Here is a 26,917-nt window from a genome sequence, read left to right on the forward strand (position 1 = left end):
CATTCAACTCACGATTTCGTTAACAATTTTTTCTCGAGGACAAATATTGTTAACAATTAGCGCATGACTTATATGATAAATGGCATCCTTTAGTAATGAGGTGCAAAAATGACGAATATTCCTGTCTCGTTTGACATGAAATGGATTGATTTGCTTACGGAGCGCATGCGGCAGGACGGCCCTTGGGACAAATGGGAACTGTTCCAGTTGGCCCTGGAGGCGGAAGAAGCCATGCTTGTGCGCGAGTTCGACCAGCTCCAATGCCTCAAGTATCTGCCTTCCCTCAAACCCTATCCGCACCAGCTCAAAACAGCAGAACGCGTGTTGAACGAGCTGCGCGGCCGGGCCATCCTGGCCGACGAAGTGGGGCTGGGCAAAACGATCGAGGCCGGACTGATCATGAAGGAGTACATGGTCCGCGGCCTGGCCAAGAAGATTCTCGTGCTGGTCCCCGCCTCCCTGGTCATTCAGTGGACCAAGGAGCTGAACCAGAAGTTCGGCATCCCCGCTATCGCGCAGAAAAAAGAGTACATGTGGCGGCAGTACGACGTGGTGGTGGCCTCGATCGACACGGCCAAGCGCGACCCGCACCGCCGCCACGTGCTGAACATCGACTACGACATGCTGATTATTGACGAGGCGCACAAGTTGAAGAACAAGCGGACGCGGAACTACCAGTTCGTCAAGGAAATCCGCAAAAAATACTGCCTGCTCCTCACTGCCACGCCGATCCAGAACGAGATGGACGAGCTGTACAACCTGATCAACCTGCTGAAGCCGGGCCATCTTGGCCACACCAGCACGTTTGCCACCAACTACGTGGAAGGAAAGCGACAGGCGAAAAACAACGAGCAGCTCAAACACGAGCTGGACAAGGTGATGATCCGCAACAAGCGAAGCGACGGCGGCATCCAGTTTACCAACCGCGTGGTACGGTCCATCCCCATCGTGCTGTCGCCGGAGGAAAAGGCCCTGTACGACGGGGTCACCCGCTTTGTCAAGGAACAGTATCACTCCGGGACGGGCGGCTTCAACTCGCTCGCCTTGATCACCTTGCAGCGAGAGGTCTGCTCCAGCCGGGAAGCGGCGTTCATGACGCTGTACAACATGCACCAGCGCACCCCGGAGGACTCCCCGGCAAGAGCCGAGATCATGGAGCTGGTGGAGCTGATCAAGCGGATCGAGACCCACTCCAAGGCGGCAAAAACCGTGGAACTGATCCGGGAAATCAACGACAAGGTGATCATCTTCACCGAGTACCGGGCGACGCAGAATTATCTGCAAAAGTACCTGCATGAACACGGGATTACCTCTGTGCCGTTTCGCGGCGGATTTAAACGGAGCAAAAAAGACTGGATGACCGACCTGTTTCAAAACCGGGCACAGGTGCTGATCGCCACCGAGGCGGGCGGCGAAGGGATCAATCTGCAGTTCTGCAATCAGGTGATCAACTACGATCTGCCCTGGAACCCGATGCGCGTGGAACAGCGGATCGGCCGCGTCCACCGGCTGGGGCAGCAGCGGGACGTCCACATCTACAACCTGTCCACCGTCGGCACCATTGAACAGCACATCCTCAACCTGCTCTATGAAAAAATCGACCTGTTTGAAATGGTGATCGGTGAATTGGACGACATCGTGGAGCGGCTCAATCTGAATCAGACACTGGAAGAAAATCTCATCAGCATCATCATGGACTCCCGCTCCGAGAGGGAAATGGCCGTCAAGCTGGACAACATGAGCCAGGCCATTCGCGCGATCCGGGAGGCAAACCGGTCGCGGGACGCTCTGCCCGATGTGGCGGAACACTAACCGATCCCGGTGATTGGCCGCGGCTGCCGGCCAGCATTTTATAGTCAGACGGGAGGGAAACGATGCATGCAGCAAGAGCAGATACGCCGATTTACAGAACGCTACCTGGCCGCCTTTTCCGCCCATATTATGGAGACGCATCCCGACTACCTGACCGTAAAGCTGCCGGTCGAGGTGGACAAAGATATCGGCAATAGACCGTTTTACTGGACCTGGGTGGAGAAAATGAATCTGCCCTACCAGCCCATGGTGCTCACGTTTTACTTTGACAGCGAGCGGAAGCCGGAGGGACTGCGAGCGGAGCACCTCCATCTCGGCGCGGGCCGTCTGCAGCAGATCTTTCAATCCGCCCGCAAGCACGGAAGTTTCGTCTGCATGTACGAACAAACCGCATCCCCCCGACCGGGCGGCCGGCGCACCACCCCGCTCGTTCCCTGGCTGGGATTGAACTGGAAAGTCTCCTTTATTTGCGACAAAAAGCGGGACATGCTGCTCCATTTCGGGATCAACCTGCACCAGCCCCAGATTGTAACCGACTTTTACCCGTTTCTGCAGCAGCTGTCGCTCGCCCCGTCCATCCCGGATTACTGCTACACGCTGGAAAGACGCCTCTCTCTGACAGAGGCCGCCGCCATTGCCGAACGGGAGACCCGCCGCCTGCTGGACGCAGAGGACGGACGCTGGGCAGAGGAAGCGCGGCAGCGGCTCAATGAAGAGTTGCAGATTCTGGAAGCGTACTATGCCGAGTTGGTCTCCCGTGAAGCGGAAAGCCGCGAGCGCGACAGCGGCGCGGCGGATGGTGACGAATCCTCGGACAGCGGGAAAAGCGGCGGCAGTGAAGCACATGCTCTCTCTTTGCCGGACGTTCTGGCGAAGACGGCGACAGAAGCTGCTCAGGTGAACCAATCTGTCCCGGCTCCCCCTGTCCATATTGCACCGCCCACCGTCCAACCTGCGACCGAACCGTCTGCAGCCCGGGAGGAGCCGCAGAGCAGCGGCGGCCGCATCCTGGACTTTTTGCGTGCCAACGGCATACCCGAAACGCCGCGCGAAGAGATCGACCAGACAGAGTGGCGCAGCAGCACGCCGGAAGAGGAAAAGCAGCGGCGCATGGACGAACTGCACTGGCAGTACGAGCCTCGCATCGAGGTGCAGTTTATCAATGGCGGGCTGTTTTACCTCCAGTCCGCGCCTCCCGCCAAAAACAGGCGAATTCTGTAAAAGAAGTGCGAGAAAAAACGATCGCAAAGAGACAGATAGCAACAAATCTTTTTCGTCAACCTGGTTACAATAGGTACCAAGAAGCCTTGTACAAAAGGTGGTGCATGCTTGTGGCCAGTAAAATGACCCGATCCGTATGCGCACTGCTCTGTGCGCTCGCGATCGCGTGGCCGGCCGTCACGCACGCCGAAGAGACGGATTGGGACAAGCGTTTTCACACGCAGGTTCAGCAGTGGATGAACACGATCATCGAGCGGGATCCCAGTTTCCGCGACTGGAAAAACGCCCAAATCGATGCTCAATCGCTCGGTGCCAACCAACATCAGTGGCTGGTCAGCATCACGCGAGACGGCAGACAGGTGGGTTACATGGTGGTGGGCGAATCCCCCGCTTCCGGAACACAGCCGACGTTTGTGCTGCTGGAATACGGCGTAGGCGAATACATTTTGTTCGACGACGCGTTTGCCCCGCGCGCAGTGGCGGCGGAACCGGTCTATGACGGATTCGCCTCCCACTGGCTGGTCGCGCGTCAAGAGCAGCGGGAACTGGTGGACGCCAAGACGGGCGAAACGTACCCCGCATCCGCTGTTGCCGGCCCGCCGGTGATCACCACGCTGTCTGAAGCCGAACTGGTTCGCCCGGAAGAACGCCTCACCGCTGCCCGCGTGCTGTCCGGTGCAGTACAGGACCCGTTTGACCGGATTGACTGGCTGACCGACACGTCCAACAGGCGTCAGCTGACCTGGACAGACCTCTGGCAAAAAACATCCGCCGGCCCGGTAACGCTTACTGTGCCGCTCCACCACTCCAATGTGCTGGCACCGTTTGCAGTGCAGTCGCTGCATCTGTGGAACGGCCGCGCGGCATACGTCGGCGTCTGGGACGAGGGGCTGCGCTTCGTTCCCTACGCATACGCGATGAAAGTGGGACAGTTTCATGCTGTTGATACCGGCGCACACAAAACAAGCTCTCTGCCGGAATGAACCGACAGAGAGCTTGTTGTCTGGGCGGCTGTGTGCTGTATGGGATCAGCTCGCCGCGTCCGTTTCAACGCCTGATTGGGGAACTGCCCCCGTCAGCACCGTCAGCGATGCTCAATGGGCGACAGTCGGGTGTGTACCGCATGAAACACTTCCTGGGGAGTCATGCCAGCGGCGTTGATGACCGGAGCACCGGATATGGTTTTGCTCTGGTCGTTCAGCACGTTGACATCCTGGCCGGTGATCACGATGGCGTCCACCATGTTTTGCCAGTTGCCCAGATCCACCACGTCGTACCCGTTGTCACGCAGCATTTTGCGGATATGGGTAAGGGAACGTTCCACTGCCACTCTCGCCATATGCTACCTCCATCCGGCTGGGATTATTTGCGCCATAACAGCTTGATTGACATCGGGATGGCCCCGAACCAGCGCGTGGACCAGGCCTCGCGCGGCTGTTTCCGCCGCCGCCGCTCTTCCTTCGGGGTCTCCACATACTGCACAAACAAGCGGGTCAGGTACTTTAAATACTCCTGAAACGACATCACACGTGCCTCCTTCATACGCACGTTTCCGCGCCGTTTGCCGTGAAGGCGGAGCGCTTTCTTCCCCTAGTCTCTCCCGATCAGGCCGCTTTCAACCATCCTTCCGCGTATTTCCGCCACGATATCGGACACGTCCTTGCCGGTTGTGTCGATTTGAATCGGGGCAAAATCATACGCCCCTTTCCGCTCGTCCAACAGTCTCCGCACCCGTTGCGCCACGTCGCCGGCGATGAGCGGACGGCCGGTATCTCCTGCCAGGCGGCGGATCAGTTCCTCCTCCGCTGCAGACAAGGCGATCACCGTTCCCTCACTCAGCATGAGCCGGACATTTTCCGGACGAAGCACCGCTCCCCCTCCGGTGGTCAGCACCTGCGGCTTCTCTTGCAGCAGCTCCCGCAACATGGCGCTTTCCGCGTCCCGAAAGTACTGCTCTCCCTTTGTAGCGAACAGCTCGGGAATCGAGCATCCCTCCCGCTCTGCGATCGCCTCGTCCAAATCGCGGTGCGGAATGCCCAGATCCTTAGCCAGCGCGCTCCCCACCGTAGTTTTCCCTGTTCCCATGAATCCGACGAAAATCACATTTCCGTATGTCATCGGCTGTCTCCTGCCTTTCGTAGTCGTAGATGACTGTCCGCAACGTCACTGCAAGGTCACGGTCTTTGCCTCTTTGTCATAGGAAACCTGCGCGCCAAGCCCCTGACTGAACAAGGTGAGCGGCGCCATCGTCTTCTCGGCGATTTCCAGCAGCGGCTGCCCCAGATCGACGCGCTGGCCGTCCCGTTCAACAACGCGTTGGCCCTGTTTGAGCACGACCTGATGCCCTCTGCCCTGCACCATCGTCGCCTGCTTGTCCGGCAACCAACTGACGCGATACCCCATCCGTTCCGCCACTTCGCGCAGCGGGAGGTAGACCGTCCCGTTTTTCACCCTCGCTGGAACGGATGGGTAAAAGCTCGTCCCGTTCACGATGGTCGTCACATACGGTTCCAGCTCCACCTGACGCAAGGGCGCCTTGTTTTCCGTCCGGACATTGGGGACGAAGTAGCGCGCTTCTCCTTTCAGCACCTGGCCCAGCGCCTGATCGAGGTGCTCCGGACCGATAACACTGCCGTGGTAGGTGCGCTGCACGCGCTGCAGGAATTGTTTGTAGGCGTCGTCGCCGATCTGCCTGCGCAGGTGGTCGTACAACAGCGCCCCTTTGGAGTACCAGGTCCAGTGGAACTCCTGTTCACCGGCAAACTGGTTGAGCCGCTTGCCCAATCGGCCGGACGGATAGAGCTGCTTCAACTTGTCCGCGTCGCGGCTGTACGATGACAGGAGGGCGGCGGCCTTCTGGGAGCCGTAGCGGTGCTGCAGATAGTGATAGACGCTCATTTCCACCAGCCCCTCGTCCAACCAGCCGTGCACCGCTTCCAGCGTGGCGACGCTGTTGTACCACCACATGTGGGCCACCTCGTGCGGCAGCCAGTGCTCGATCAGATTGTTGTGGTGCATGTCCCGCTTAAACACCGCCATGTTGGCGTACTCCATCGCATACGTCGTGCCGGTGCCGGTCTCGGCAATCGCCACCCGGGGATACGGCAGCGGGCCGTACCATTCTGTATAGACCGGAAACACAGACCGGGCGATCGCTTTGATCCGCTCGATGTTGCCCTTGTCCACAGACGCGATGTCTACCGTCAAATTGGGCGCAAAGGTGATCGTCTCCACATGGTAGCGCGGGCTGCCCACCAACGCAAAATTGAGCAGGCGGCTGCCGCGGTACCGCACTTCCTGCCGGTTGCCGGCCAGCGGCTTGGTCTCTCCCCTTCCCCAGGAGCTCACCCATTGAAAGCCCTTTGGCGACACAAACGACACGTCGTAATCAGCGTAATGGTACACGAACGGATCGCCGAAATTGACCCGCTGCGGCGGAGTGTACCAATTGCCGCGCTGGTCCATCGCACCCAGCATCGGATACCAGGTGGTCAGCGTCCAGATGTCGTCCTTTACCCCAAAACGGGTGCCGCGGCGGGGAACGGGATTCTCAAAAGTGACCGTCAAGCTCCCCCGCTTCGCCGAACCGAACGGATTGGTCAGATGGACAACCGCCTGGCGCCGTTCGAATGTAAGCGGCTTGTCCCCGGCGCGAATCTCCTTGATCGTCATCAGATTCCATGGATAGTCGTAGATGAACAGGCGAAGATCCGGCGTGCGCGGATTATCGAACTCCACCGTGACACTTCCAGCAATCATCGCCTTTGTCGTATTCAGTTCAGCACGAATCGTATAGGTCGGATGCAGATCTTTCACATAGGAGGGCAGCGGCGGATTGTAGGCGAATGGATCAGCTCCCGCCCCTGTCGTCACTGTCGCGTTGTTTATGAAAAACGGCGCCAGCACAGGCCACTTGGCGATCACCCCGACCGAAGCGAAAACGATCAAAATTGTCAAACAGATCAACAAGCTCGTTTTGTGCAATGGTTTCATGTCAGCCCCCGACTCATAAGCGACAAGCACGATGTTATTTCGTCGCAAAGCTTATCCAATTTATTGTAGCAAATCTCGACAGGGCTGAATAGAAAATCTTGCCACATCACAGCTACATGACAGCGGCCCGCATGCAGCGACACCCCATTCATAACAGCGGACGCGCTTACTCGCTGCGGCTGTTATGGGTCATTACCACGTCTCGTACATGATCTCGCCCGTGTAGGTCAAATCGTATCCCCCGATCGCAGCCAGTTCGTCGCGAAACGATGCCGATCGCAAAATGTCCCGCACGATCTGGATCAGCTCCTCGTTTTCCGCGTTTTTCAGGATGACCAGATCGTACCGCTCCCGAATTACAGGCAAAAACTCCACTCCGACGATCCGGGCAGCCTTTTCGATCCCCACGCCGACGTCCGCTTCCCCCCTCGCTACTGCTGCGGCCACAGCGAGGTGATTCGCCTCTTCCCTGTCGTATCCAGCCACGTCCCGTCCGGCGATGCCGTGCAGCCGGAGCTGTTCTTCGATCAGGGTGCGTGCTCCTGACCCTTTTTCCCGGTTCACCATGCGCACCCCGGGTTTGCCGAAATCGGTCCAGTCGACTATCTGCTTCGGGTTGCCCGCCCGGACGTAAAAACCGGCCCAGCGGGACAGCAGATTGACGATCACGTAGCGGTATCCGCACAAAATCCGCCGCACATACGGCGTGTTGTATTCCCCGGTGTCGCCGTCGAACAGGTGCGTGCTGACGACATCCGCCTCACCTGCGTACATCGCCAGCAGGCTGTTGATGCTGCCCGCATAAGCGCGAAGCGGCCGCATCGTTTTGCCTCTGCGTTCGAGATGACTGGCCAGCATGTCAAGGCTGACGTCCTGACCGCTGATGATAACCTGACGAACGTGCTGCGCTCCCTGCGGCCAGGCGCTGCGCTGCATGGGCGTCACAGGCGCCGAAGCGCTCGGAACCGCCGCTGCCATGCCGGATACTCCTTTTGCTCTCGCCTTGTACGCTTCCAGATCGGACGCGTCCACCCGCATCTGCCGGCCGACGCGGTACGCGGGCAGTTCCCCTTTTTTGATCAAATCGTACACGGTCAGTTTGGAGATTCGCAGCATCTTGGCAATTTCTTCAGTCGTGTAAGAAATGTCGTCGTTCATCGCCGCCTCCCGGATCAATTGCTGACTTGTCTTTCTCCATTTTCGTTTACTATTCACATGTTTGCAATTGATCAATTGAAATCATTCAGATAATCTAATTATAACTAATTATTATTACATATAACGAAACACAACTCAGGAGGTCGTATCATGCAAAAACAACTGACGGCCATCCTTGCGGCACTCTGCATGATGTGGGCCGCCGGGTGCGGTGCGCAGACCTCAGACCAGCAAACCGCCCCGCAGCAGCCATCGGCCAAGCCGGCGGAAACGACACTGATGGTCTCGGCTGCCGCCAGCCTGACCGACGCGTTGAATGAGCTGAAAACTGCGTTTGAACGCGAACATCCCGGAGTGGTGATTAGCTATAACTTTGGCAGTTCCGGCAAGCTGGCCTCCCAAATCGAGCAGGGCGCTCCCGCCGACGTCTTTTTGTCCGCCAGCAAACAGGATATGGACAGGCTGGAAGAGAAACAGTTGATTGTCACGGACACGCGCGTTGACTTTGCCAAAAACGAGCTTGTACTGATCTCGTCGGCTTCCAGCCCGCTGGCGCTTTCTTCATTTGAAGAGCTGGGCGATGATGCCGTCAAGCATCTCGCCGTCGGCGAACCAACGACCGTCCCGGCCGGCCGCTACGCCAAAGAAACGCTCGAACACCTGAAGATGTGGGACAACCTGTCGGACAAGCTGGTCTTTGCCAGCGACGTGCGCCAGGTGCTGACCTATGTCGAGTCCGGCAACGCCGAAGCCGGCATCGTCTACGCGAGCGATGCGGCCATTTCGCCCAAGGTGAAGGTGATCGCCGCAGCCGAACCGGAGTGGCACAACCCGATCGACTATCCGGCCGCCGTCATTGCCGCCTCCCGTCAGGCGGACACCGCCAGGATGTTTCTTGCGTTTGTGACCAGTGACAAAGGCAAGGCAATCTTTAAACAATACGGATTTCACGAGTAGGAGAACAGAACAGGAGGCGGACACATGAATCATCCCGAATTGACACCGCTGCTGCTGTCGCTGAAAGTGGCGGCCCTCTCCACCTCCATCGTATTTGTCGCCGGTCTGCTGATCGCCCGCTTCCTGACGCGCAGGCACTTTTGGGGCAAGCACGTACTGGAGTCCTTTCTGCTGCTGCCGCTGGTGCTGCCCCCCACCGTCGTCGGATTCGGCCTCCTGCTTTTGTTTGGAAAAAACGGGATAATCGGCAAGTGGCTGACGGAGTGGTTTGGAGTCCAGGTCGTCTTTTCACTGACCGGTGCCGTAATCGCTTCCGTGGTCGTGTCGTTTCCGTTGATGTACCAGAGTGCCGCCGCCGCCTTCAGCGGGATCGACCGGCGGTACGAAGACGCTGCCCGGACGATGGGGGCTTCGGAATGGCGCGTCTTCTGGACGATTTCCTTTCCGCTCGCCTGGCCGGGGCTGTTGGCCGGATTCGTTCTCTCCTTTGCCCGGGGTCTGGGGGAGTTCGGCGCCACGCTGATGCTGGCGGGATACATTCCCGGCAAGACCGATACGATCCCCGTCGCCATCTACTTCGCCGTGGAAGCCGGCCAGATGGACAAGGCGCTCTTTTGGGTGATCATGATCGTCTCGCTGGGCATGGGAACGACCATGTGGTTGAACTGGTGGAGCCGACGCAGCGTCCGCCGGTTTGCCAACACGAAATAAGGCGGGAGAATGACCATGCTGTATGTCGACATGCAAAAACGGCTGCCTGACGGCGTCCTGCACGCGCGGTTTACGGCAAAAGACGAGATTGTCGTCCTGTTTGGCCCTTCCGGTGCGGGGAAAACCACCATGTTGAATTGTGTGGCGGGTTTGACCAATCCCGATGCGGGCCTCATCCGGCTGGGCGACACCGTCTTTTTTGACAGCGATTCAAAAAAGGCCCTGCCGCCGCAGCAGCGCAACGTGGGCTATCTCTTTCAGGACTACGCCCTGTTTCCGCACATGACCGTGGAACAGAACATCCGCTACGGACTGAAAAAGGGGACCAACCTGCGGCTGGCCGAACTGCTCGCCTCCGTCGGGATTGATCGGCTGCTGGATAAATACCCGCATCAACTGTCCGGCGGGCAAAAACAGCGAGTCGCCCTGGTACGGGCACTGGCCACGGAACCGGATATCCTGCTCCTGGATGAGCCGCTGTCCGCCCTGGACGCAGATACACGCCGCCAGTGCCAGGATGAACTGCTCCGACTGCACGAGATGTGGCGAATACCGTTTCTCCTGGTCACCCACGATCTCCAGGAGGCGGAACGGTTGGGCAGCGTGATCCTCGTGGTGCAGAACGGCCAGGTGCTGCCCCACGGTCCCAGGCGATCAAACGAGTCGTCTTTCCACGCCGGGACCGCGCACGAATCCTCTTGAGGTGTTAGCTGATCGGGCATGTGAAGCTGGACGGACACGACAAAAGCCGTGCTTTCGCTCCTCCGCCTTTTGGCTGGCGGCCGGAATGGCACGGCTTTTTCATTCGCTTATACATCTGCGTTATTTGCCACAGAACGGCTCGATTTTCACGTCATGCTGTTTGGCCCAGCGGTGCAGTTCGGTGAGAAACGGCAGCAGATCCGGGCTTTCGGCGTGTACGCAGAGCGTGTCCGCAGCCAGCGCAATCACACTCCCGTCCACGGTTTGCACCGTCTGTTCCAGTACGAGCTGCCTCGTCTGCTGCATCTGCTCTTCCTTGCTGATCAGCACGCTGCCCTCCAGTTCACGCGGAGCCAACCTGCCGTTTGGCAGATACGCGCGGTCGGCAAATACTTCTTCCGCCACCTGCAGACCGTATTCCAGACCGATCTCCACCAGTTTGCTGCCCGACAAGGCATAGAGGATCAGGTCGCCGTCGATGTCGACGATCGCCTGCACTACTGCCTCAGCCAGTTCAGGCTGCTCGGCAGCCTCGTTGTACAGCGCCCCGTGCAGTTTCACGTGATGCAGGCTCCCTCCCAGCGCCTTTGTCACGCCGGACAGGGCGGCCACTTGATACAGTACCAGTTCGTACACCTCCCGCGCCGAGAGGTTCATGGAACGGCGGCCGAACCCCTGTACGTCGGGGTAGCCTGGATGCGCGCCGATTTTCACCCCGTGCCGGAGCGCCGCTTCTACTGTTCTGCAGATGTTATGGGGATCGCCAGCATGCAGGCCGCAGGCAACGTTAACGGACGTAATCCACTTCATGATGCCCAGGTCTTCCGTTTGCCGTCCGCGGCTGAACCCTTCCGCCAAGTCGCAGTTGATATCCAGGTGAATCATGTACGCACCGCCCTTCTGTAAACGCTGTCATTGTCAGTATCGCTTTCCATGTCCATTACATTTCCCATTTCTTACAGCATATCATGCCGCACCCACCAGCAAAAGCAAAAAAGCTGCCGAAATGTGGCAGCTTAGCGGACGATTTCTGTCGAAACGCCTGTCGACACCAATCCATCGTCGTTTTGCAAGTTTTCCGTCAGGGCCATGAGCTGGCTTTTCTCCTGTTTGTAGTCGTATTCTTTCGCCTTGTCCGGCTTGGCGTTGTTGTACTCGATTGGAATTTCGTGTCGGTGGGACCGCTCGATTTTCGTGACGAAGTGCAGCTTTTCCATCATGCGGATTGTTTCGTCGATCTGATTGGCATCGACGTACATCGACACGTAGTTCAACCGCTTGGAGATGTAGTGAATGGTGCCAAATTTGCGTAAATTTTTGGCGGCACGCGTGTTTTTCACCCACACGGCGACCCCAAGACGTCGTTCTCTCATGCTGGTCGTCGATCTCCTTCCCGAACGTGATAAAATGTTTCATAACAGACACATTACCCGGCCCGCAAATTACTTCCGAAAGCGAGGGAAGACACATGCGCCTGGACACGTACTACCAACGGTTTACGGACGCGATCCTGCAGCAGGACGTCGCCGCTTCAGCGTACTGGCGCCAGTTTGCTGGCCAGCGCTTTTTTTATATAGCCAGTCCGCTCCCCGCCACTCAACTGGCCTGTCAGCTGTTGGCGACGGGGGAACGGATCACGGCGGACACCAAGCTGAAACTGGAGTGCGTCTACGTGCGCTCCGACAGCTCGCAGCACGTCTTTCGCGTGCGCTTCCTCGTGCCGCAGGAGAAGCAGTTTTGCTGCGGAAACTTGTGCGAAGACTGCTTCCTTCTCAGGCAGCCGCGGTCATGAGCGTTTTTTTATGCTGCACCCGCAGCTTCCCCCGCTGCCGCAGCCGCTGCTTTTCGCCTCCAGAAACGGATTGTTGCTGGGGACCTTGATCGTCTCCGAGACCGCGTCAGCAATGGTTCGTCCCACCTGGTACAGCAGACGGTCCAGGTTGTCCTCCGCCCGCTTGAACGCCTGGACAGAATCCAGCATTTCGATTTTCCGCTTCAGCTCGCGGACCTCTTTCGATATCTGATCGTAGTCGGGATGATATTTCCCAAACCGCTGAACATCTTCGTATTGGGCCTTTTTGCGTTCGAACAGCGCGAGCAGGCGCTGCGCCTCCTCGTCCGCTTCCATCCGCTGCTTGGCATGAATGTACTCCGAGACCTCGCGCGAATGGTTGATCATCGTGGACAGCTCGTGCGAATGCAGGATAAGCTCGGCCATATCCACCGTCTCCAATGCTTCCATGCAGCGAGACCCCCTTTCTTGAAAGCCCTTATCTTGCATTGTACCACGAAACAATCCGGCTAGTACAGATAATCCGGCAGGAGAATGCGCACGCGATCGATCTCGTCCAGCCGACACCGTCTTTTTCCGCTGCGATCCTCCAGGACAAGATGCCAGTACCCCATTTCCACAGCCAGCTGCCGCGGGATGCCCTCCCACGTCTGACCGCTCATGAGACGCAGCTGAACCTCCAGTTCCAGTTCGCGGGCCCGCTGCAGCAGATCGCGCAAGGTTTGCGGATGGTAGGATTGGAAATGCTGCGTCCACATCTTGGGCAGAGTTGCCGCTTGAGGCATGCCTTCCCACTGGTTGGGAAAGGTGTTTTCCACTGCGTATCCGTCCCAGGGCCGGTCCACGGCAAACAGACCGGCAGTCGGCCCATCGTCACTAATATCCGTCTCTTCCCTTTCCACACGCATCAGCGCCCCATCCTGCGGCTCGTAGCCATACGCCCGAAACAGGGCCAACAGGCTCTCCTTCTGGGCAGGCGTCACGAGGAAATCGGTCGGGGAAATGACCATCTCCAGATACGGCTGAAACGCTTCGATCTGCCGCAACTCCTCCAGCAGACCGGGGTGGGCGGTCCGCACCCGAAACAGCGGTTCCAGTTGGATTTGCCGCGCGTTTTTCCCCCACATGTGGATCAGCTGACTGACCGCTTCCGGCAGCGGGTGGGTGCAGGACTGGCGCAGCGTCTCCACGGCCTGCTGCTCCGTTCCGCCTGCGGCCAGAAACGCCTGTAACGGTTTGGCCTGCAGTTCGCCGCGCAGCAGCTCCCCATCAAACGCCAGCGGACAGAAACGGCTCAACGCCCATACCGCCTGCAGCGGAACGAGCGGCGGTATGGTAATGATTCCGGCTGGATCGACAAACCACCCTTCTTCCCGGGGCAAACGGGGCAGGCTGTTCCATCGCCAGTAAAGCGCTCCGTCCTCTGCGGTGCCGAGCTGAATCCAGCCAAACCCCAAGAGCAGGTGAAGCCACTCGTCCACGGCCCGTTGCTTTGCCTCGTCCGGCAGAACAAATCCAGCCTCCGCCAAACGTTGCAGCATGTAGTCGAGCGAGTGCCACTGTTCCAGCGGAGAACGCTTCATCCACAAGGCAAGTGCGTCCCACCAGCTTTCATGGGGCAGGTACTGCTCGGCTGCCAGCTCGTACAATTGTTCCCAACTCTGCTCCGGTGTCATGTCCAGCCATTGGAGCACGCGTTGCTCTGCCAGGACCAGACGTTTCTCCTGCGGACGGACAAGCCCCAGGCGCAGCGCCACATCCAGAACGACAGCCAATGGCAGCCCATCCGGTTCCTCATCGGCTAGCGGCGGCAGTTTCCATCCGGCTACATGGCTTCTGTTCAGTGACAGCAGTGCTGCCATCTTTTGCCGGACCCGGCGGTGAACGCCGCCTTTTTGCGTCAGCGGCACGTCATTGTCGCGAATGAACAGCAGGACGGCAAAAAGATCCAGATGTAACCCCCGTCCTGCTGTTATATAATAAGGGAGCGTTTTTGGCGCCAACGATGGGGTTTTTGCCTCCGGCAGCAGGCAGAAGGTCAGATGCTCCCGCACTTCACGGGGCATCAGGTAACCGATTTCGCTCCACCTCTTGCGAACAGTTAGCACCAGCCCGAGCCGGCGCAGTCTGTTCAATCCGACGGCCAGATGCCTGTGGTTTTGGGCGCTGAGCCGATCCCACTCTCTCTTCCGGAAAAATCCTCTGGCAGAAGTGGTGACGAACAGCCGAATTGCTTGCCGTTCGGGTTCGCTGGCCTGCTTCCACACTTCCATGGCAAAGGCGGGATCAGCCAGGCGAATGTGCACATCCCGTTCATCGCGGATGCCCAGCCGCTTTTCCTGCTCGGCTATCATCGCTTGCCGTGTCGAGTGGGAAAGGTATTCGACGCATTGCTGCACACGCACGCTTGTCACCCCGCTTTCACCGTTATTTGCCACATGTTCGTCAACCTACAATCGCAAGGAGGGATATCGACATGTTGCATGCAATGTACAGTTTGATTTTGGCTGCCGCCCTGGCGATTCCGGGGGTACAGCCGTTTTCTATAGATCATCCTACTCCAATCGCCGTCCCTGCGGAAGGGACGAACGCAACTGAATCCGTCTCTGCTTCTTACCCGCCTGCGGTCCGCGATGCCCTGAAGCAGGTGCAAAAAAGCGGCGGTCACACGATCGTCCGCGCCGACGGTAAGACCTATGTCGTCATCGGTGTCGGGCAGCGTCCGACCGGCGGCTACCGTCTGGTGACCGAGCGGGTGGAGCGCACCGGCGCACACGGATTTGTCATCCGCGTCCGTGAACAAAAACCGGCCGCCGGCGCGATGAAGGCACAGGTTATTTCCTATCCAACCCTGGTGGTTGCGCTTCCTGACGCGCAGGCCCAGGTGCAGGTAACTATCTCTTGACACAGGAAAGCCGGCCCATGCTTGTCCCGTCGATACGGGATGAGGGTCGGCTTTTTGCATGCGCCCGCCCCGGATGCGCGTTCGCTGTCCTAAAGCGGCCGCTCCTGTTTGACGCCGGCCGGGCTACGGCTTGACGTCGATCTGCAGCTTCTGCTGCACGCCGTATGATTCGTGATTGTTGTGCGCCAGTTCGACCACGACTTCGTGTCGGCCCGGCGGAATGTCTTTTAACACGTACTGCGGTTCAAAGATCTTGGCCACCTTTTTGCCGTCCAGGTAGAGATGGACGTGCCCCTCACCGTATCGGTTGTCCTTTCCCATGTTTTCCAGAGAAAAGGTAAAACCGGTCACGTTCAGCTTCAAATGCAGGTCATCCTGTTTCAGCGTATGGGACACGTTCAGCGTAGGGAGCCGGTGCTGATCGTGAACGGCTTCGACCGGCGCTTGGGTGTTTGCATCGCGGTTCGCATAGACAAACAGCTCGATGCACGCTGCCACTCCAATCAGTATGAGCAGGCGGGTGATCAGTTGCGGGGCCTTCATCGGGACACTCCTTTCCACATCCTGTCACCCACCAGTGTTCCCGAACCGAGACCGCTTCATTCGCGTGCGCCTGCTGACCGGCGGCTACCGCTTGGGCGGGCGAAATCCTGCTGCCTTGGCCTCTTCTTCCGTGGCGAACCAGACCTCCGCTTTCGTCCGTTCGTAGTTGGCCGATCCGGGCACATGATAGATTTTCTCTCCTTTGGCATTGATGTTGCCCTTGATCGGCTTGCCCGGCGGCGGGGTCTCCGCTGCGCTATCCGTCTGCTTCGCTTTTTTGGTATTACTGTCTTTGCCGTTATCGGCTTCTTTTGCTGTCGATGTAGTCTGGGAATCGGACAGTCCCCACAGCCCTCGGTTGTGTTCCCGCGCGTCCCGCTCCGCTTCCAGAAACAGATCGGCGTAAGCCACATTGGGCGGGACGGTCATGATTCGCGCGTATCCGTCCCGGACCAGCTTCTCGTTGACAAACGTGCCGTCCGCCATGTACACATAGGCCAGCAGCCGGCCGTAACGGTCGTGGGGTTCGACGTCAAACTTGAGTGTAACTGTTTGCCCCGTCAGCAGTTTCTTGCTGAATTCGCTCGCTTCCTTTCCGTATGGTTCCACGGGGTGGTTGGGCTTGACCGTCTCCGGCGTGTCAACGCCGATCATCCGCACTTTTTCCCCGCTCGAAATCTCAAATGTGTCTCCGTCCACCACGCGCTTGACGACCGCGGTCATCTCGCCGTTGGGACTCGGCTGATCGTTGGCCGCACAAGCGGTCAACACAAGGCACAGGCCGATCAGCCAATGGATGATGTGTTTCATCGGTATTCTCTCCTTTTCTCGCTGTGCTGTTTACCAGCGTAGCCGATCGTCCTGGAGAGGTCAACCCGGGGTGAAGGCGGACGGGAAAAGGAAATACACAAAAACGACCCAGCCAGCAGGTCGTTTTGTCGAGGAAGTTTAATCTCGGTCACTGAACAAAAACAGCAAGATCACCACGACGATGATAATCCACAAAAAATCATCGTTCTCCCGGTCGAAAAAACCATCCAGAAAACCCATGGTGGAGTCCCCCTTTCCTTCTCGCTTACAGCCTATGCAGCTGACTAGACGGGTGTCATTGGCTGTATGAGCCCAAAAGTGGGCAGGACAGGGGGCCGCTTACGCCAATGTGGCGAAGACGAGGTGTACATAGGTCGTCAACTGCTCCGCTTCCGGCTGAAATCCCAGTTCTTTTAGCGCGGCCAGCAGCCGCGAGCGGTCGGTATAATACCCGTATTCGATCCGTTCAATCGCATCCGTCCGGCCGGACTGCCGCAATGCCTCCAGGTGATTCGCGCGATGGCCGGCGTCCACGAACATGAAGTCGGCAATCGCCAACCGCCCCGCCGGTTTCAGTACGCGCCGGCACTCCGCCAGCGCCAGCACCTTCTGCTCGTCGGTCAGATGGTGCAGCGCGTAACTGGTGGCGACAAAGTCAAACCGGCTGTCCAAAAACGGAAACGCGAAAAACGTGCCGAGCTTGGCCTCCACCCCAGGATTTTTTTGCCGGCATCGCTTCAACATCTCGGGTGACTGGTCGAACGCGCAGACGGTCACCCCTCGTTCCCGCAACCGCCGTGCCAGATTGCCCGTGCCTGTCCCGGCGTCAAGACCGGTTTCACCCGGCTGAGGAGCGACCTTCTCAACCAGGGCATCCAGCACTTGTTCATACCGTTCATGCGGATGAAATCCGTCGCGCGCTTCCGTGACCATTTGGTCGTAGTTGGCCGCCAATTGGTTGAAATTCCACCGGTCCACCCAGTTGTTTCGCGCCTGACGAAGCCGTTTGCTTGCTTCCGCCAGTTCAAACAGGGAGGCGGGATCGCTTTCTCCATCCCTCTTTACCCGCTCAATCATCGCCTCCGTGGTGTGGATCACCTTGCTCAATTCCACCCAGCGGTCGTACACGAAGGAAAGCTGCAGCTCCAGGTAGTGCAGCAGACCGCCCTCTCCTTCGTCCAGCTGCCTCAGCACGTGCCGGATGTCTTCGATGGACATGCCCACCTCGCGCAGGGTGATGACGGTTTGCAGGCGCCACACATCCGCTTCCGTAAACTGCCGGTAGCCGGAACCATCCGCCTTTTTCGGCGTAATCAATCCCTTTTCTTCGTAAAAACGAATTGCCCGCGGCGTGATTTGCAGTCGGCGGGCCAACTCCTTGATCTGCATGAGCCGCTGTTCTCCCCTCCATACGCTTCTTACCCCATTGTAAACCTTGCCGTTGCGTGAATGTACAGCCCTGTTTTTTACGATGGAGAGGCAGCTGCACCCGCGTGTTTTCCTGTCCATACAATTTGCCTGTCCATAAAAAAGAAAGGCTGCCGGTCGCGCGCCGACAGCCTTTCCGTTCCCGGGACCCGGGACAAACGTCCTTTTGCCGCCGTAAGATGGCGGTGTATCATGCGCCTTGCGATTGAGCAGAACGCTCCGCGCCAGCAGCTTAGTGGCGGGGCGCCGGTTCGGAGATTTCGTACAGCGCTTCGCTTGCTTCGTCGTGGTGTGCCTGGCGGACCGCCATGTCTCCCAGCGCAACAATCCCCACCAGCTTGCCGTTCTCCACCACCGGCAGACGGCGAATCTGATGCTGGGCCATGATTTTGGCCGCTTCGTCCACCGTCATGTCGGGCTGACCCAGGATGATGTCGCGGGTCATCACCTCTTCCACGGCAGCCGAACCTTCCCGTTTTTCGGCCAAGCCGCGAATGACGATGTCGCGGTCGGTGATGATGCCGATTACGTCCTGCTTCTCATCCACAACGGGGATGACGCCGACGTTCCAATCGCGCATTTTGCATGCCACTTCGTAGACGTTATCTTTAAGCGTAACAGTAGCCACGTCTTTCGTCATGATCTCGCGCAGCGTGCGGTTTTCCACTTTTGCCATCTTCTTCTCCTCCTTGTCGCTGGTAACGTTTGTAGTGTGTCCGACCCTCCTGAGTTTCATGCAAAATGGGACAAGCGGCGTGATTTCCATCTGGAGATGACCGGGTACCTTGTGATAAGATGAGAACATGATGCTGTCAAAAACGGCATCACTCTTGTGTTCGCCCCCAGGCTTATAGCCGTGGACGGACGCAAAAAAAGACCGCCGGGTGGGGCAACACCCTACGGTCGTAAGTACAATAGACGTTCCCCAAAAGGGGGGCGGCTCTGCATTCCTGATTGTAGACCCCCTGGCTGTTTTAGCTCAAGGGAGGTCTACTTCTTTTTACTAGACGACAGCATTAAGACTAAAGTCCCGAACGCCAACATAAGACTTAGTGCTTCGAATACTGTCATGCTATCACCCCCTTTCCGATAACGGGGATGAACCGACCACCCTTGAGGAGCCCACCTATTGTGTTACACGATTATACCATATAATGGGAACAGGGTCATCATTCTTTAGGCTCGATATATCCATTGCGCTGTATCCAAAAACAGACTATCATAAGAAAGTGTACAACTTACCAAATGTAGGAGGAACGTCAATGGTAATCAAAGATACGGGAATCGGCGGCAAGGAAGTCATGCTCACCGATCTGGATCACTACATGAAAGATCTCGGATTTACCCGCGGCGCCTGGGATTACCGCCATGCTACATACGATCACAAAATCCTCGATAAAGGCAACACGTATTACCTGCGTATTGAAGCCAACGTAACCGAAGGCAAACTGGAAGATCCCCATGCCGTGCTGAAGCTGGAAGAACCGTACATGGGCAAACACCTGTTCCCGCACGGTCTGGATTACGATTCTCCGATTCCGGATTCCGTCGTGCAGTCAGCCAAACGGAAACTGCAGGTCCTGAACGAGAAGCTGTCCGCGTATTAATGCGGCATTCGCCCAATTGAAAAGAGCGCACACGTCTACAGAGAGGCATCCCCTCTCTGTTTCACGTCAAGGGGGGGTTCGTAATGAAGACACGGGGCGTCCCCGATTTCCTGCTGTTGCTGTTGACCGCCCTGCTGGTTGGATTCGGCATCACCATGGTCTTGAGCGCCAGCTCCATCTTTGCCCTGACCAGCTTCATGGGAAAAGGCTGTACGGTTTGCAATGGAGACGAACTGTACTTTGTCAAACGGCAGGCAATGTGGCTGGTAATAGGTACCATCGGCATGCTCATCGCCATGAACATCCCCTTTTCCTTTTACAAGCGCAATTTTCTTTTGATTGCGCTGATCAGCTTGCTCGCCCTGCTGCTGGTCTTGATTCCTGGAATTGGCAGCAACACCAACGGAGCCCGTTCCTGGTTCAGAATTGGTTCCGCCACGATTCAGCCGGTGGAATTTGCCAAGCTGGGGCTGATCCTCTATATGGCGGCGATCGTGACCAAAAAAGGAGAGGGTATACGCAAGTTGAAAACAGGTCTGATGCCCCCGCTCGTCGTGACCGGGGTGTTTTTCCTCCTGATCATGGCCCAGCCGGACCTGGGGTCGGCCGCGATCGTGCTGGGGACGGCTATCATCATCCTGATCAGCGGCGGAGCGCGGATCGGCCAACTGTTTCTGATCGGCTTTCCGGTGACCTCGCTGGCGCTGGTCAGCTACATCCTGGCGAAGGAACACGCCTTGGGTCGGATCACCGCCTTTTTGGACCCTTGGCAAGATCCTCGCGGCACCGGCCTGCAAGTCATCCAGTCGTGGATCGCCATTGCTCACGGCGGGTTCTCCGGCACCGGATTCGGGAAGAGCATCCAGAAATACCTGTACCTTCCGGAAGCCCATACCGACTTTATCTTCGCGATTATTACCGAAGAGCTGGGCTTTATCGGTGCCACACTCTTTCTGCTGGTCTACCTGCTGTTTCTTCTGCGCGGCTTTCACATCTGCCTGCGCGTCAAAGACACCTTTGCCAGCCTGGTCGGGATTGGCATCGTCAGCATGATCGGGCTGCAGGCGTTCATCAATATCGGCGGCGTCACCGGGCTGATTCCGCTGACCGGTGTCACCCTGCCGTTTATCAGCTACGGCGGCTCATCCCTTCTGGTCAGCATGGTGTCGACGGGCATCCTGCTCAGCGTCTCGCGGGAAGTCAGCCGGCAAAAAATGGCCGAACAACTGCAAAAGCAGCCGTACTCCGCCTGACGCTTCGGGGAAACGGCCAACCCATAAAAAAACGACCTGTATCGACAGGTCGTTTTTTACGTGAGATCGATCGCGTCGACACGGACATGGACAGCCTCCACGCACAAACCGGTCAGCGATTCGACGATCTCCTTCACTTTTTCCTGGAGCTGGCGGCAGACGTGATGAATCGGCAGTCCGTATTTGACCGACACCCGTATCTCGATGCTGGCTCTCCCGTCCACAAGCGACACGGTAATGCCTTTTGTGCCGCCGCTGATGCGTTTCGCCAGGTCCTGGTACAGCCCGCCGGAGTGCACGGAGATGCCGGATACCTCCCCTGCCGCCGTCCCAGCAATTACCGCCACCACTTGATCCGCAACGCGGATTTCGCCGCGCCTTTCCTCCATGGCGCCCCCTCCTTCCTCTCTCCGTCACAGGGCTGCGGCCGCGCTCGGTTATCAGATTTTTCTTTCATTATAAACAGAAGAAGCTTGGGCTTGAAAGGGGATTTCTCGTTTTCGCTCAGTCAGTGTCGGAAGCGTGCACTGCACGTCGATAAGTGTCAGACGGTCGGACGCACACACCTCGGCCAACGCGGACGCCAGTTCGTCCCTGCTCCGGATGGATCGCGCCGACACACCGCAGGCCCTGGCCCACTGGACGAAGTCGGGGTTTTGTAAACGGGTGCCAAACGGGACGAGGCCGCTTTGTCTCATCTTCCATTCCTCCAGCCCCAGCGTTCCGTTGTTGACGACAATCAGCAGAAACGCTGTCTCTTGCTCCACGGCTGTCATCAGTTCGGACATGTACATCTGCAGGCCGCCGTCTCCCGTCACGCAAATCACCTGCCGCTGCGGCTGGTTCAGTTTGGCTGCAATTGCCGCGGGAAGGCCGTACCCCATCGTCCGCCACTTCCCGGAAAAAAGCGGGCGCTGAGAAACGGCGCGAAAAGCACGATTGAACCAGATGGTGTGCTCACCGGTATCCAGCGTGATGACGGCATCGTCGTCAACGGCCCGGGACAGCGCGTGCATGAGTGCCTCCGGTGTGACCGGCTGGTCGGGCCCAGCGTCGACGGCTTGTTCTGTCTCCTGCCAAAATGCAGCGTGCCACCGCTCCACTCGCGCCATCCAGTCGGGGTCGGGACGCTTGTTCTCCAGCCGGCGCAGCCAGAGCGGCAGGACCTCTTCCAGATCTGCCGTCACTGAAAACAGGTCGGGATGGAAGTGGATCGACTCGATCGACCGGTCTACCTGCACCACCGGCAAGCCGGCCGGGATGTATTCCTGCGGGAACCAACTCGCACCGAGAATCACCAGCAGGTCTGCTGCGGCCAGCGCGTCCAGACCGGCGCGGCTTCCTCCCTCGCCCAGACCGCCCAGCATCAGCGGATGGGATTCCTCTATGACGCCTTTTGCCCCCAGCGAAACCAGCACTCCCGCTCCCGCCTGCTCCGCCAGCCGTTGGCACGCATCCGCGACGCCGCGCGCCCCGATCCCGAGAAGCATGAGCGGTCGTTTTGCCCGTCCAATCCATTCCGCCGCCTGCTCCACCTCCCCTCTGTTCGCGCGCAAGCCAGACGCCTGCCTCGGCAACTCGGGGATCAGCGGACAGCCGGTCGTACGGGAAAAGACATCCTTGCACACCGCCAGATGGGCGACGCCCTGCTGCGACTCGGCCGTGACAAAGGCTCGCTGGAGCACCTCGCCGATCGCCTGGGGATGGGTGACCGTCGTCGTGTACCGGCAGATGGGACGCATCACGTCTTCCTGGGGCACGTACTGCTTGTACTCTCCCCCCAACTTGTACGTCTCCACCTGTCCGGTAATGGCCACGACCGGAGCCCGATCCGTCTGGGCATCGGCCAAACCGTTCAAGAGCTGAATGGTGCCCGGACCGCTGGTGGCCGTGCAGACAGCCGGCTTCCCCGTCAGTTTTGCTTCCGCGGACGCCATCATGGCCGCGGCCGCTTCGTGGCGGCAGGCCACATAACGTATCTGCTGCTGCTTGCCGAGCGCGTCCAGCCAGGGCAGAATCGCGTCCCCGGCGACGCCGTAAATCCGGGTGACTCCCCATTGAGCCAGTTGTTCGGTGATGTATTGAGCCACTTGCATCCTGTATCTCCCCTTTCGCGTCTAAACGTCGCATGACCTAGTATGCCGTTGTTCCCATCATTTTACTATCCAAATCTGTCCCAAATTGGAGAACCTAACAGGCAGGATCAGGCGAATCAAAAGGAGGATGAATCATGAAACAGCCTGTCAAATGGCTGGTGGCCCTGCTGGCGATCGCGCTGCTCATCACCTCGGCGGCGATCGTCTCTCCGAAGCGCTCCGACGCGTTCAGCGATCAGATCGTCAAAGTGGGCGCGCAGGGCAAGGACGTTCGCGAAATGCAAGGACGGCTGAAATACTTGGGGTTTTACACCGGCAAAGTGGACGGGGTATTTGGTTGGCGGACGTACTGGGCCCTGCGCAACTTCCAGTACGAATTCGGGCTGAAAGTAGACGGGGTGCTGGGGCCCAAAACAAAGCTGAAATTGTACAACGCAACGAAAAACTGGCGTCCTACCGCGGAAGAGCTTGGCGTGCCGCAGACGGCCAAGACACCGACCAAGTCGAAAGCGCCCACCTACCACGCCCACGGCATCTCGGAGAACGACATCCGTCTGATGGCAAACGCCGTCTACGGCGAGGCCCGCGGCGAACCGTACATCGGACAGGTGGCAGTGGCAGCTGTCATCTTGAACCGCACGCGTCACCCGTCATTTCCCAACACGCCGGCCGGCGTCATCTTTGAACCGCGCGCCTTCACAGCTGTGGCAGACGGCCAGATCTGGCTGACGCCGAACGAAACGGCTAAAAAGGCTGTTCAGGATGCGCTGAAAGGCTGGGACCCTACCGGCGGCGCCATCTATTACTTCAATCCGGACACGGCCACGTCCGCCTGGATCTGGAGTCGGCCGCAGATCAAGAAAATCGGCAAGCATATTTTCTGCCGGTAACGGAAAGCAAACAGGCACGGTCATCATCCGTGCCTGTACGTTTTGCCGCCGACCATTACGGCCGCTGTCCCCGCATATGTTCCGCCATTTTGATAAAGCGTTCTTCCTGTTCCGTCGTGCCGCACACGCCGCATTGCACCAGGATGCGCTCCCCCCTGTACGGCTGGTGAAACGCATCCAGTTGGTCTGACGACAGTTCCGCCACAACATCGCCAGTCTGCGGGTCCAACCGCACATAGCGGGGGTTTTGTTCAATGACTGTGAACCTCATCCGGTTCGACTTGCATGTGGGGCACAGATACGGTTTAGCCATGCGGATACCTCCTCTGACGATGGTTCACCCGTTAGTTTCCGCCAATCAGGCCAGGCTATACCCGTCTGCCAGGTTCAAATTTCTCGTGACAAGCGCATCGGTTTTGGCTAAACTAAAGAACATCGCATCAAATGGTATAAAATGTTAAACCTTTATCGAGGTGAACGTATGAATCGGCAATTGTTCTTTTTCCTCGTGGGGGGCAGCTTCCTGTTGGCAGCGTACGCCCATTACTTTACGGACAACGAGCTTTTCCGCTTTGCAACAGCATCGTTGGCCATTATTTTTCTTGCCGCCTGGCTGGGAAAATCGACGGAGAGCGTTGCCCATTACGCCGGTGACCGCATCGGCGGTTTTCTCAACGCCACGTTCGGCAACGCAGCCGAGCTGATTATCGCCTTTTTCCTGGTCAAGGAAGGACTGTTTGACATGGTCAAGGCCTCCATCACCGGCGCCGTCATCGGGAACATGCTGCTGGTGTTGGGACTGAGCGTGCTGCTGGGCGGATTGAAATTCAAGGAACAGACGTTCAACAGCAAGCTGGCCGGCCACAACGGCTCGCTGATGACGCTGGCGATCGTCGCGCTGTTTATTCCCGCCGTGTTCATGCAGCAGCTCCCGCCGGCAGAGATCGGTACGCTCAGCATTGTGATTTCCGTCGTCCTGATCATTGCCTACCTGCTGTGGCTGATCTTCTCCATGGTGACCCACCGGGAATTTCTGTCCGACATCGAGCCGCACGAGAGCGAAGCCGAGTGGTCCAAAGGCGTCTCCATCCTGATGCTTGCCCTGTCCACGGTCTTCGTCGCCATCGTTTCCGAATGGCTGGTCCACAGTGTCGAGCATGTCTCCCAGTCGCTGGGGTGGTCGGAGCTGTTTGTCGGGGCGTTTGTCATCGCCATTATCGGAAACGCCGCCGAGCACAGCGCTGCCCTGCTTCTGGCCATGAAGGGGCGGATCGGAGCTGCTGTGGAGATCGCCATCGGCTCCAGCCTGCAAATCGCCCTATTCGTGGCGCCGACGCTGGTGCTCATCAGCCTGCTTCTGGGGCAGCCGATGGACATCGTGTTTACGCCGTTTGAGCTGGCCGCGATCGGCGTCGCTACCTTTATCACCATATCGATCACCAAGGACGGTGCCACCAACTGGTACGAAGGCGTTCTGCTCCTGACCGTCTACATCATCATCGGCACTGCCTTCTTCTTCGTCTGAGAGACAGACTGCCCGATTCGGCAGCCTCAGATTGCAGACAGACGAGAGGGATGGATAATGAAAAAGCTCGGTATCATGCCGAGCTTTCTTCTTCTTGCTGATCAACCGCCCTGTACGCGGATAACCGTTCCTCCAATGTGCCCGTATGCAATTCAAACAGGTTGTTATCGTAATCGTAGAAGTAGATGGAGTATCCTTCCCCCTTGATCCTGGGGCGAGGAGGTTTCATCTCCAGGCGCAGGGCTTTGATTTTATCGAGATAGTAGTCAATGTCTTCTTCCTTGATTTTGAATGCCACATGGTGATAGGTTCGGTTGACGATTTCACTATTTTCCATGACCGCGATCCACTGCCCGCCGATGATGAAAAATCGTTCACGGGATATCGAGTGGGTCTTGTTACCGCTGTAATAGACCTCTTGCGCCTGAAACAATTCCTTGTACAACGCAGTTGTTTTCTCCAAATCCTTTACCACAAATGTAATGTGGCTTACACTTTCAATCATGCCTATCATCCTTTTCTCACAACATTGACAAAGTATTTTGTCTATCTTCACCAATCTCATTCCGTTGTGTTCCATCCCACTGTGTAGACGAAGAAGTACCCGGCGATGTTTCCAATTGTTTCGGTCAACCACCATTCCAATACGTGTTCCCTATCCGTTTATCGCAGGTAACGCTTGTTAATGCCACATTCCGTGTATATACTCGGTATATCTGTAAATATATGAAAATTTCGCGAATGGGTCGAAACAACAGCGATCCGATCGTAATTATCCAGAATATACAAAGGAGACACATCTATGGAGTTTATTTTAACCCATAAATGGATGTTCTTGATTCTCGCAGAAGTCATCTTTTGGATTTCCATCATCACTTTCTTGGTCCTCAGGTATTGGTTTGGCAAAAAAACACTCAGTTTTGTGTTTTTTCTTCTCTTTATTATCAATGACCTGTGGATCGCTTCCCTGGGCTTTTTCGATTATTTGCAAACAGGGCAGTTTTCCAGCTACCAAGTCGTGATCGTAGTTGTTTTTCTCTATGCGATCACGTATGGGAAAAGCGACTTCAAAAAACTTGATTACCACATCCAAATCTATGTCGCCAAGTGGAAAGGGGAACCTGCTCCCGCTATCGCTCCGCCGAAAAAACTGGTCGGCAAGGAACACGCCAAAAAAGAACGGAAGCATTTTTACGTTCATCTGGCCGTCTATGCGGCAGCACACCTGGTTTTCTTCTTGCTGTACGGGCTGTCCTCACGAATCTATGAAATGGCAAGCATGAACCAGTTTTTTGACGAGTATTTCTCATCCATGGAAGGAACACTGCCGTTTGCCAATCAAACCGTCAACAACCTTAGCAGGGTTTGGACCTTGATCTTCATAATCGACAGCATCATCGCACTTTCGTATACCGTATTTCCAAAGGGCGGCAGGAACGCCTCCTAGACGTTAATCATTCCTGTAATAAAAAAGCCTGCAGACGTGTTCTTCGACGAACCCTTGTCTGCAGGCA

General features: G+C 57.4%; 31 protein-coding genes. 13 read left to right on the plus strand and 18 right to left on the minus strand.

What is annotated here, in order from left to right:
- The first annotated feature begins 108 nt into the window (after positions 1 to 108).
- From ETC00_RS08920 to ETC00_RS08930, 3 genes are all read left to right on the plus strand, one after another.
- Positions 109 to 1,812 carry a DEAD/DEAH box helicase gene (locus ETC00_RS08920; protein WP_171565643.1) on the plus strand — a complete coding sequence of 568 codons (1,704 nt, stop codon included), beginning with the start codon at positions 109 to 111 and terminating at the stop codon, positions 1,810 to 1,812.
- A gap of 66 nt (positions 1,813 to 1,878) precedes the next feature.
- Complete coding sequence (locus tag ETC00_RS08925; protein ID WP_171565644.1) at positions 1,879 to 3,033, plus strand: YqhG family protein; 1,155 nt, start codon at positions 1,879 to 1,881, stop codon at positions 3,031 to 3,033.
- Between the two features lie 110 nt (positions 3,034 to 3,143).
- Positions 3,144 to 4,016: a hypothetical protein gene (locus ETC00_RS08930; protein WP_371808884.1), complete on the plus strand. Its 873-nt coding sequence runs from the start codon at positions 3,144 to 3,146 to the stop codon at positions 4,014 to 4,016.
- Between the two features lie 101 nt (positions 4,017 to 4,117).
- Here the strand turns inward: ETC00_RS08930 and ETC00_RS08935 are convergent, their stop codons facing one another.
- The 5 genes from ETC00_RS08935 to ETC00_RS08955 all read right to left on the minus strand — a co-directional run bounded on the left by ETC00_RS08935 (position 4,118) and on the right by ETC00_RS08955 (position 8,184).
- Positions 4,118 to 4,372, minus strand: a complete 255-nt coding sequence (locus ETC00_RS08935; RefSeq protein ID WP_171565645.1) for a YkuS family protein — start codon at positions 4,370 to 4,372, stop codon at positions 4,118 to 4,120.
- Positions 4,373 to 4,395: 23 nt separating this feature from the next.
- Positions 4,396 to 4,557, minus strand: a complete 162-nt coding sequence (locus ETC00_RS08940; protein ID WP_171565646.1) for a YqzE family protein — start codon at positions 4,555 to 4,557, stop codon at positions 4,396 to 4,398.
- Between the two features lie 66 nt (positions 4,558 to 4,623).
- Positions 4,624 to 5,151, minus strand: coding sequence for a shikimate kinase (locus tag ETC00_RS08945; protein WP_171565647.1), 528 nt, complete (start codon positions 5,149 to 5,151; stop codon positions 4,624 to 4,626).
- Between the two features lie 45 nt (positions 5,152 to 5,196).
- Positions 5,197 to 7,026 carry a stalk domain-containing protein gene (locus ETC00_RS08950; RefSeq protein WP_171565648.1) on the minus strand — a complete coding sequence of 610 codons (1,830 nt, stop codon included), beginning with the start codon at positions 7,024 to 7,026 and terminating at the stop codon, positions 5,197 to 5,199.
- Between the two features lie 192 nt (positions 7,027 to 7,218).
- Entirely contained in the window at positions 7,219 to 8,184 is a 966-nt protein-coding gene (locus ETC00_RS08955) for a substrate-binding domain-containing protein (protein ID WP_171565649.1), read from the minus strand.
- A gap of 150 nt (positions 8,185 to 8,334) precedes the next feature.
- Here ETC00_RS08955 and modA point away from each other — a divergent pair, with 150 nt between their 5' ends.
- From modA to ETC00_RS08970, 3 genes are read left to right on the plus strand one after another with little or no spacing between them, the layout of a single operon-like run.
- A complete protein-coding gene (modA, locus tag ETC00_RS08960) occupies positions 8,335 to 9,141 on the plus strand; it encodes a molybdate ABC transporter substrate-binding protein (RefSeq protein ID WP_171565650.1) in 807 nt (268 codons plus the stop codon).
- Between the two features lie 24 nt (positions 9,142 to 9,165).
- Entirely contained in the window at positions 9,166 to 9,852 is a 687-nt protein-coding gene (modB, locus tag ETC00_RS08965; protein ID WP_171565651.1) for a molybdate ABC transporter permease subunit, read from the plus strand.
- A gap of 15 nt (positions 9,853 to 9,867) precedes the next feature.
- Entirely contained in the window at positions 9,868 to 10,554 is a 687-nt protein-coding gene (locus ETC00_RS08970) for an ATP-binding cassette domain-containing protein (protein WP_171565652.1), read from the plus strand.
- A gap of 120 nt (positions 10,555 to 10,674) precedes the next feature.
- On the opposite strand, the gene ETC00_RS08975 is transcribed toward ETC00_RS08970, so the two are convergent.
- Positions 10,675 to 11,439: a LamB/YcsF family protein gene (locus ETC00_RS08975; protein WP_171565653.1), complete on the minus strand. Its 765-nt coding sequence runs from the start codon at positions 11,437 to 11,439 to the stop codon at positions 10,675 to 10,677.
- A gap of 131 nt (positions 11,440 to 11,570) precedes the next feature.
- Positions 11,571 to 11,927: a YlbG family protein gene (locus ETC00_RS08980; protein WP_171565654.1), complete on the minus strand. Its 357-nt coding sequence runs from the start codon at positions 11,925 to 11,927 to the stop codon at positions 11,571 to 11,573.
- A 95-nt stretch (positions 11,928 to 12,022) separates the two neighbouring features.
- Between ETC00_RS08980 and ETC00_RS08985 the strand changes: the two genes are divergently transcribed.
- Positions 12,023 to 12,346: a hypothetical protein gene (locus ETC00_RS08985; protein ID WP_171565655.1), complete on the plus strand. Its 324-nt coding sequence runs from the start codon at positions 12,023 to 12,025 to the stop codon at positions 12,344 to 12,346.
- Here the strand turns inward: ETC00_RS08985 and ETC00_RS08990 are convergent.
- On the minus strand, positions 12,341 to 12,796 hold the full coding sequence (locus ETC00_RS08990) for a YlbF/YmcA family competence regulator (protein WP_171565656.1): 456 nt from the start codon (positions 12,794 to 12,796) through the stop codon (positions 12,341 to 12,343). The two genes, ETC00_RS08985 and ETC00_RS08990, sit on opposite strands and share 6 nt — an antisense overlap.
- 59 nt (positions 12,797 to 12,855) lie before the next feature.
- Positions 12,856 to 14,784, minus strand: coding sequence for a hypothetical protein (locus tag ETC00_RS08995; protein ID WP_371808886.1), 1,929 nt, complete (start codon positions 14,782 to 14,784; stop codon positions 12,856 to 12,858).
- A gap of 38 nt (positions 14,785 to 14,822) precedes the next feature.
- On the opposite strand from ETC00_RS08995, the gene ETC00_RS09000 reads away from it, so the two are divergent.
- Positions 14,823 to 15,251 (plus strand): protease complex subunit PrcB family protein, encoded by a 429-nt coding sequence (locus tag ETC00_RS09000; protein WP_171565657.1) that lies wholly within the window; start codon positions 14,823 to 14,825, stop codon positions 15,249 to 15,251.
- Positions 15,252 to 15,374: 123 nt separating this feature from the next.
- On the opposite strand, the gene ETC00_RS09005 is transcribed toward ETC00_RS09000, so the two are convergent.
- From ETC00_RS09005 to ETC00_RS20940, 5 genes are all read right to left on the minus strand, one after another.
- Positions 15,375 to 15,794 carry a hypothetical protein gene (locus ETC00_RS09005; protein WP_171565658.1) on the minus strand — a complete coding sequence of 140 codons (420 nt, stop codon included), beginning with the start codon at positions 15,792 to 15,794 and terminating at the stop codon, positions 15,375 to 15,377.
- An 84-nt stretch (positions 15,795 to 15,878) separates the two neighbouring features.
- A complete protein-coding gene (locus tag ETC00_RS09010; RefSeq protein ID WP_171565659.1) occupies positions 15,879 to 16,604 on the minus strand; it encodes a thermonuclease family protein in 726 nt (241 codons plus the stop codon).
- 339 nt (positions 16,605 to 16,943) lie between these two features.
- Positions 16,944 to 17,993 carry a MerR family transcriptional regulator gene (locus ETC00_RS09015; RefSeq protein WP_171565660.1) on the minus strand — a complete coding sequence of 350 codons (1,050 nt, stop codon included), beginning with the start codon at positions 17,991 to 17,993 and terminating at the stop codon, positions 16,944 to 16,946.
- A 271-nt stretch (positions 17,994 to 18,264) separates the two neighbouring features.
- On the minus strand, positions 18,265 to 18,708 hold the full coding sequence (locus ETC00_RS09020; protein WP_171565661.1) for a CBS domain-containing protein: 444 nt from the start codon (positions 18,706 to 18,708) through the stop codon (positions 18,265 to 18,267).
- A gap of 314 nt (positions 18,709 to 19,022) precedes the next feature.
- On the minus strand, positions 19,023 to 19,103 hold the full coding sequence (locus tag ETC00_RS20940) for a putative holin-like toxin (protein WP_171565708.1): 81 nt from the start codon (positions 19,101 to 19,103) through the stop codon (positions 19,023 to 19,025).
- 191 nt (positions 19,104 to 19,294) lie between these two features.
- Between ETC00_RS20940 and ETC00_RS09030 the strand changes: the two genes are divergently transcribed.
- The gene (locus ETC00_RS09030; protein ID WP_171565662.1) at positions 19,295 to 19,639 is read left to right on the plus strand and encodes a YugN family protein; all 345 of its coding nucleotides are present in this window, start codon (positions 19,295 to 19,297) and stop codon (positions 19,637 to 19,639) included.
- A gap of 83 nt (positions 19,640 to 19,722) precedes the next feature.
- The gene (gene ftsW, locus ETC00_RS09035; RefSeq protein ID WP_171565663.1) at positions 19,723 to 20,892 is read left to right on the plus strand and encodes a putative lipid II flippase FtsW; all 1,170 of its coding nucleotides are present in this window, start codon (positions 19,723 to 19,725) and stop codon (positions 20,890 to 20,892) included.
- A gap of 56 nt (positions 20,893 to 20,948) precedes the next feature.
- Here ftsW and ETC00_RS09040 read toward each other — a convergent pair whose 3' ends face one another.
- Both ETC00_RS09040 and ETC00_RS09045 read right to left on the minus strand, forming a co-directional pair.
- A complete protein-coding gene (locus tag ETC00_RS09040; protein WP_171565664.1) occupies positions 20,949 to 21,281 on the minus strand; it encodes an Asp23/Gls24 family envelope stress response protein in 333 nt (110 codons plus the stop codon).
- Between the two features lie 51 nt (positions 21,282 to 21,332).
- Complete coding sequence (locus ETC00_RS09045) at positions 21,333 to 22,988, minus strand: thiamine pyrophosphate-binding protein (protein ID WP_171565665.1); 1,656 nt, start codon at positions 22,986 to 22,988, stop codon at positions 21,333 to 21,335.
- Between the two features lie 134 nt (positions 22,989 to 23,122).
- Between ETC00_RS09045 and sleB the strand changes: the two genes are divergently transcribed.
- Positions 23,123 to 23,878: a spore cortex-lytic enzyme gene (gene sleB / locus ETC00_RS09050; RefSeq protein ID WP_171565666.1), complete on the plus strand. Its 756-nt coding sequence runs from the start codon at positions 23,123 to 23,125 to the stop codon at positions 23,876 to 23,878.
- Between the two features lie 55 nt (positions 23,879 to 23,933).
- Here the strand turns inward: sleB and ETC00_RS09055 are convergent, their stop codons facing one another.
- Positions 23,934 to 24,191, minus strand: a complete 258-nt coding sequence (locus ETC00_RS09055) for a hypothetical protein (protein WP_171565667.1) — start codon at positions 24,189 to 24,191, stop codon at positions 23,934 to 23,936.
- A gap of 168 nt (positions 24,192 to 24,359) precedes the next feature.
- Between ETC00_RS09055 and cax the strand changes: the two genes are divergently transcribed.
- Positions 24,360 to 25,403 (plus strand): calcium/proton exchanger, encoded by a 1,044-nt coding sequence (gene cax, locus ETC00_RS09060; RefSeq protein ID WP_171565668.1) that lies wholly within the window; start codon positions 24,360 to 24,362, stop codon positions 25,401 to 25,403.
- Between the two features lie 73 nt (positions 25,404 to 25,476).
- Here the strand turns inward: cax and fosX are convergent, their stop codons facing one another.
- A complete protein-coding gene (gene fosX, locus ETC00_RS09065; protein ID WP_171565669.1) occupies positions 25,477 to 25,908 on the minus strand; it encodes a FosX/FosE/FosI family fosfomycin resistance hydrolase in 432 nt (143 codons plus the stop codon).
- Between the two features lie 297 nt (positions 25,909 to 26,205).
- Here fosX and ETC00_RS09070 point away from each other — a divergent pair, with 297 nt between their 5' ends.
- Entirely contained in the window at positions 26,206 to 26,850 is a 645-nt protein-coding gene (locus ETC00_RS09070) for a hypothetical protein (RefSeq protein ID WP_171565670.1), read from the plus strand.
- The last annotated feature ends 67 nt before the right edge of the window (positions 26,851 to 26,917 follow it).

The sequence above is a fragment of the Brevibacillus sp. MCWH genome, assembly GCF_013096935.1.
Taxonomy (GTDB): Bacteria; Bacillota; Bacilli; order Brevibacillales; family Brevibacillaceae; genus Brevibacillus; species Brevibacillus aydinogluensis.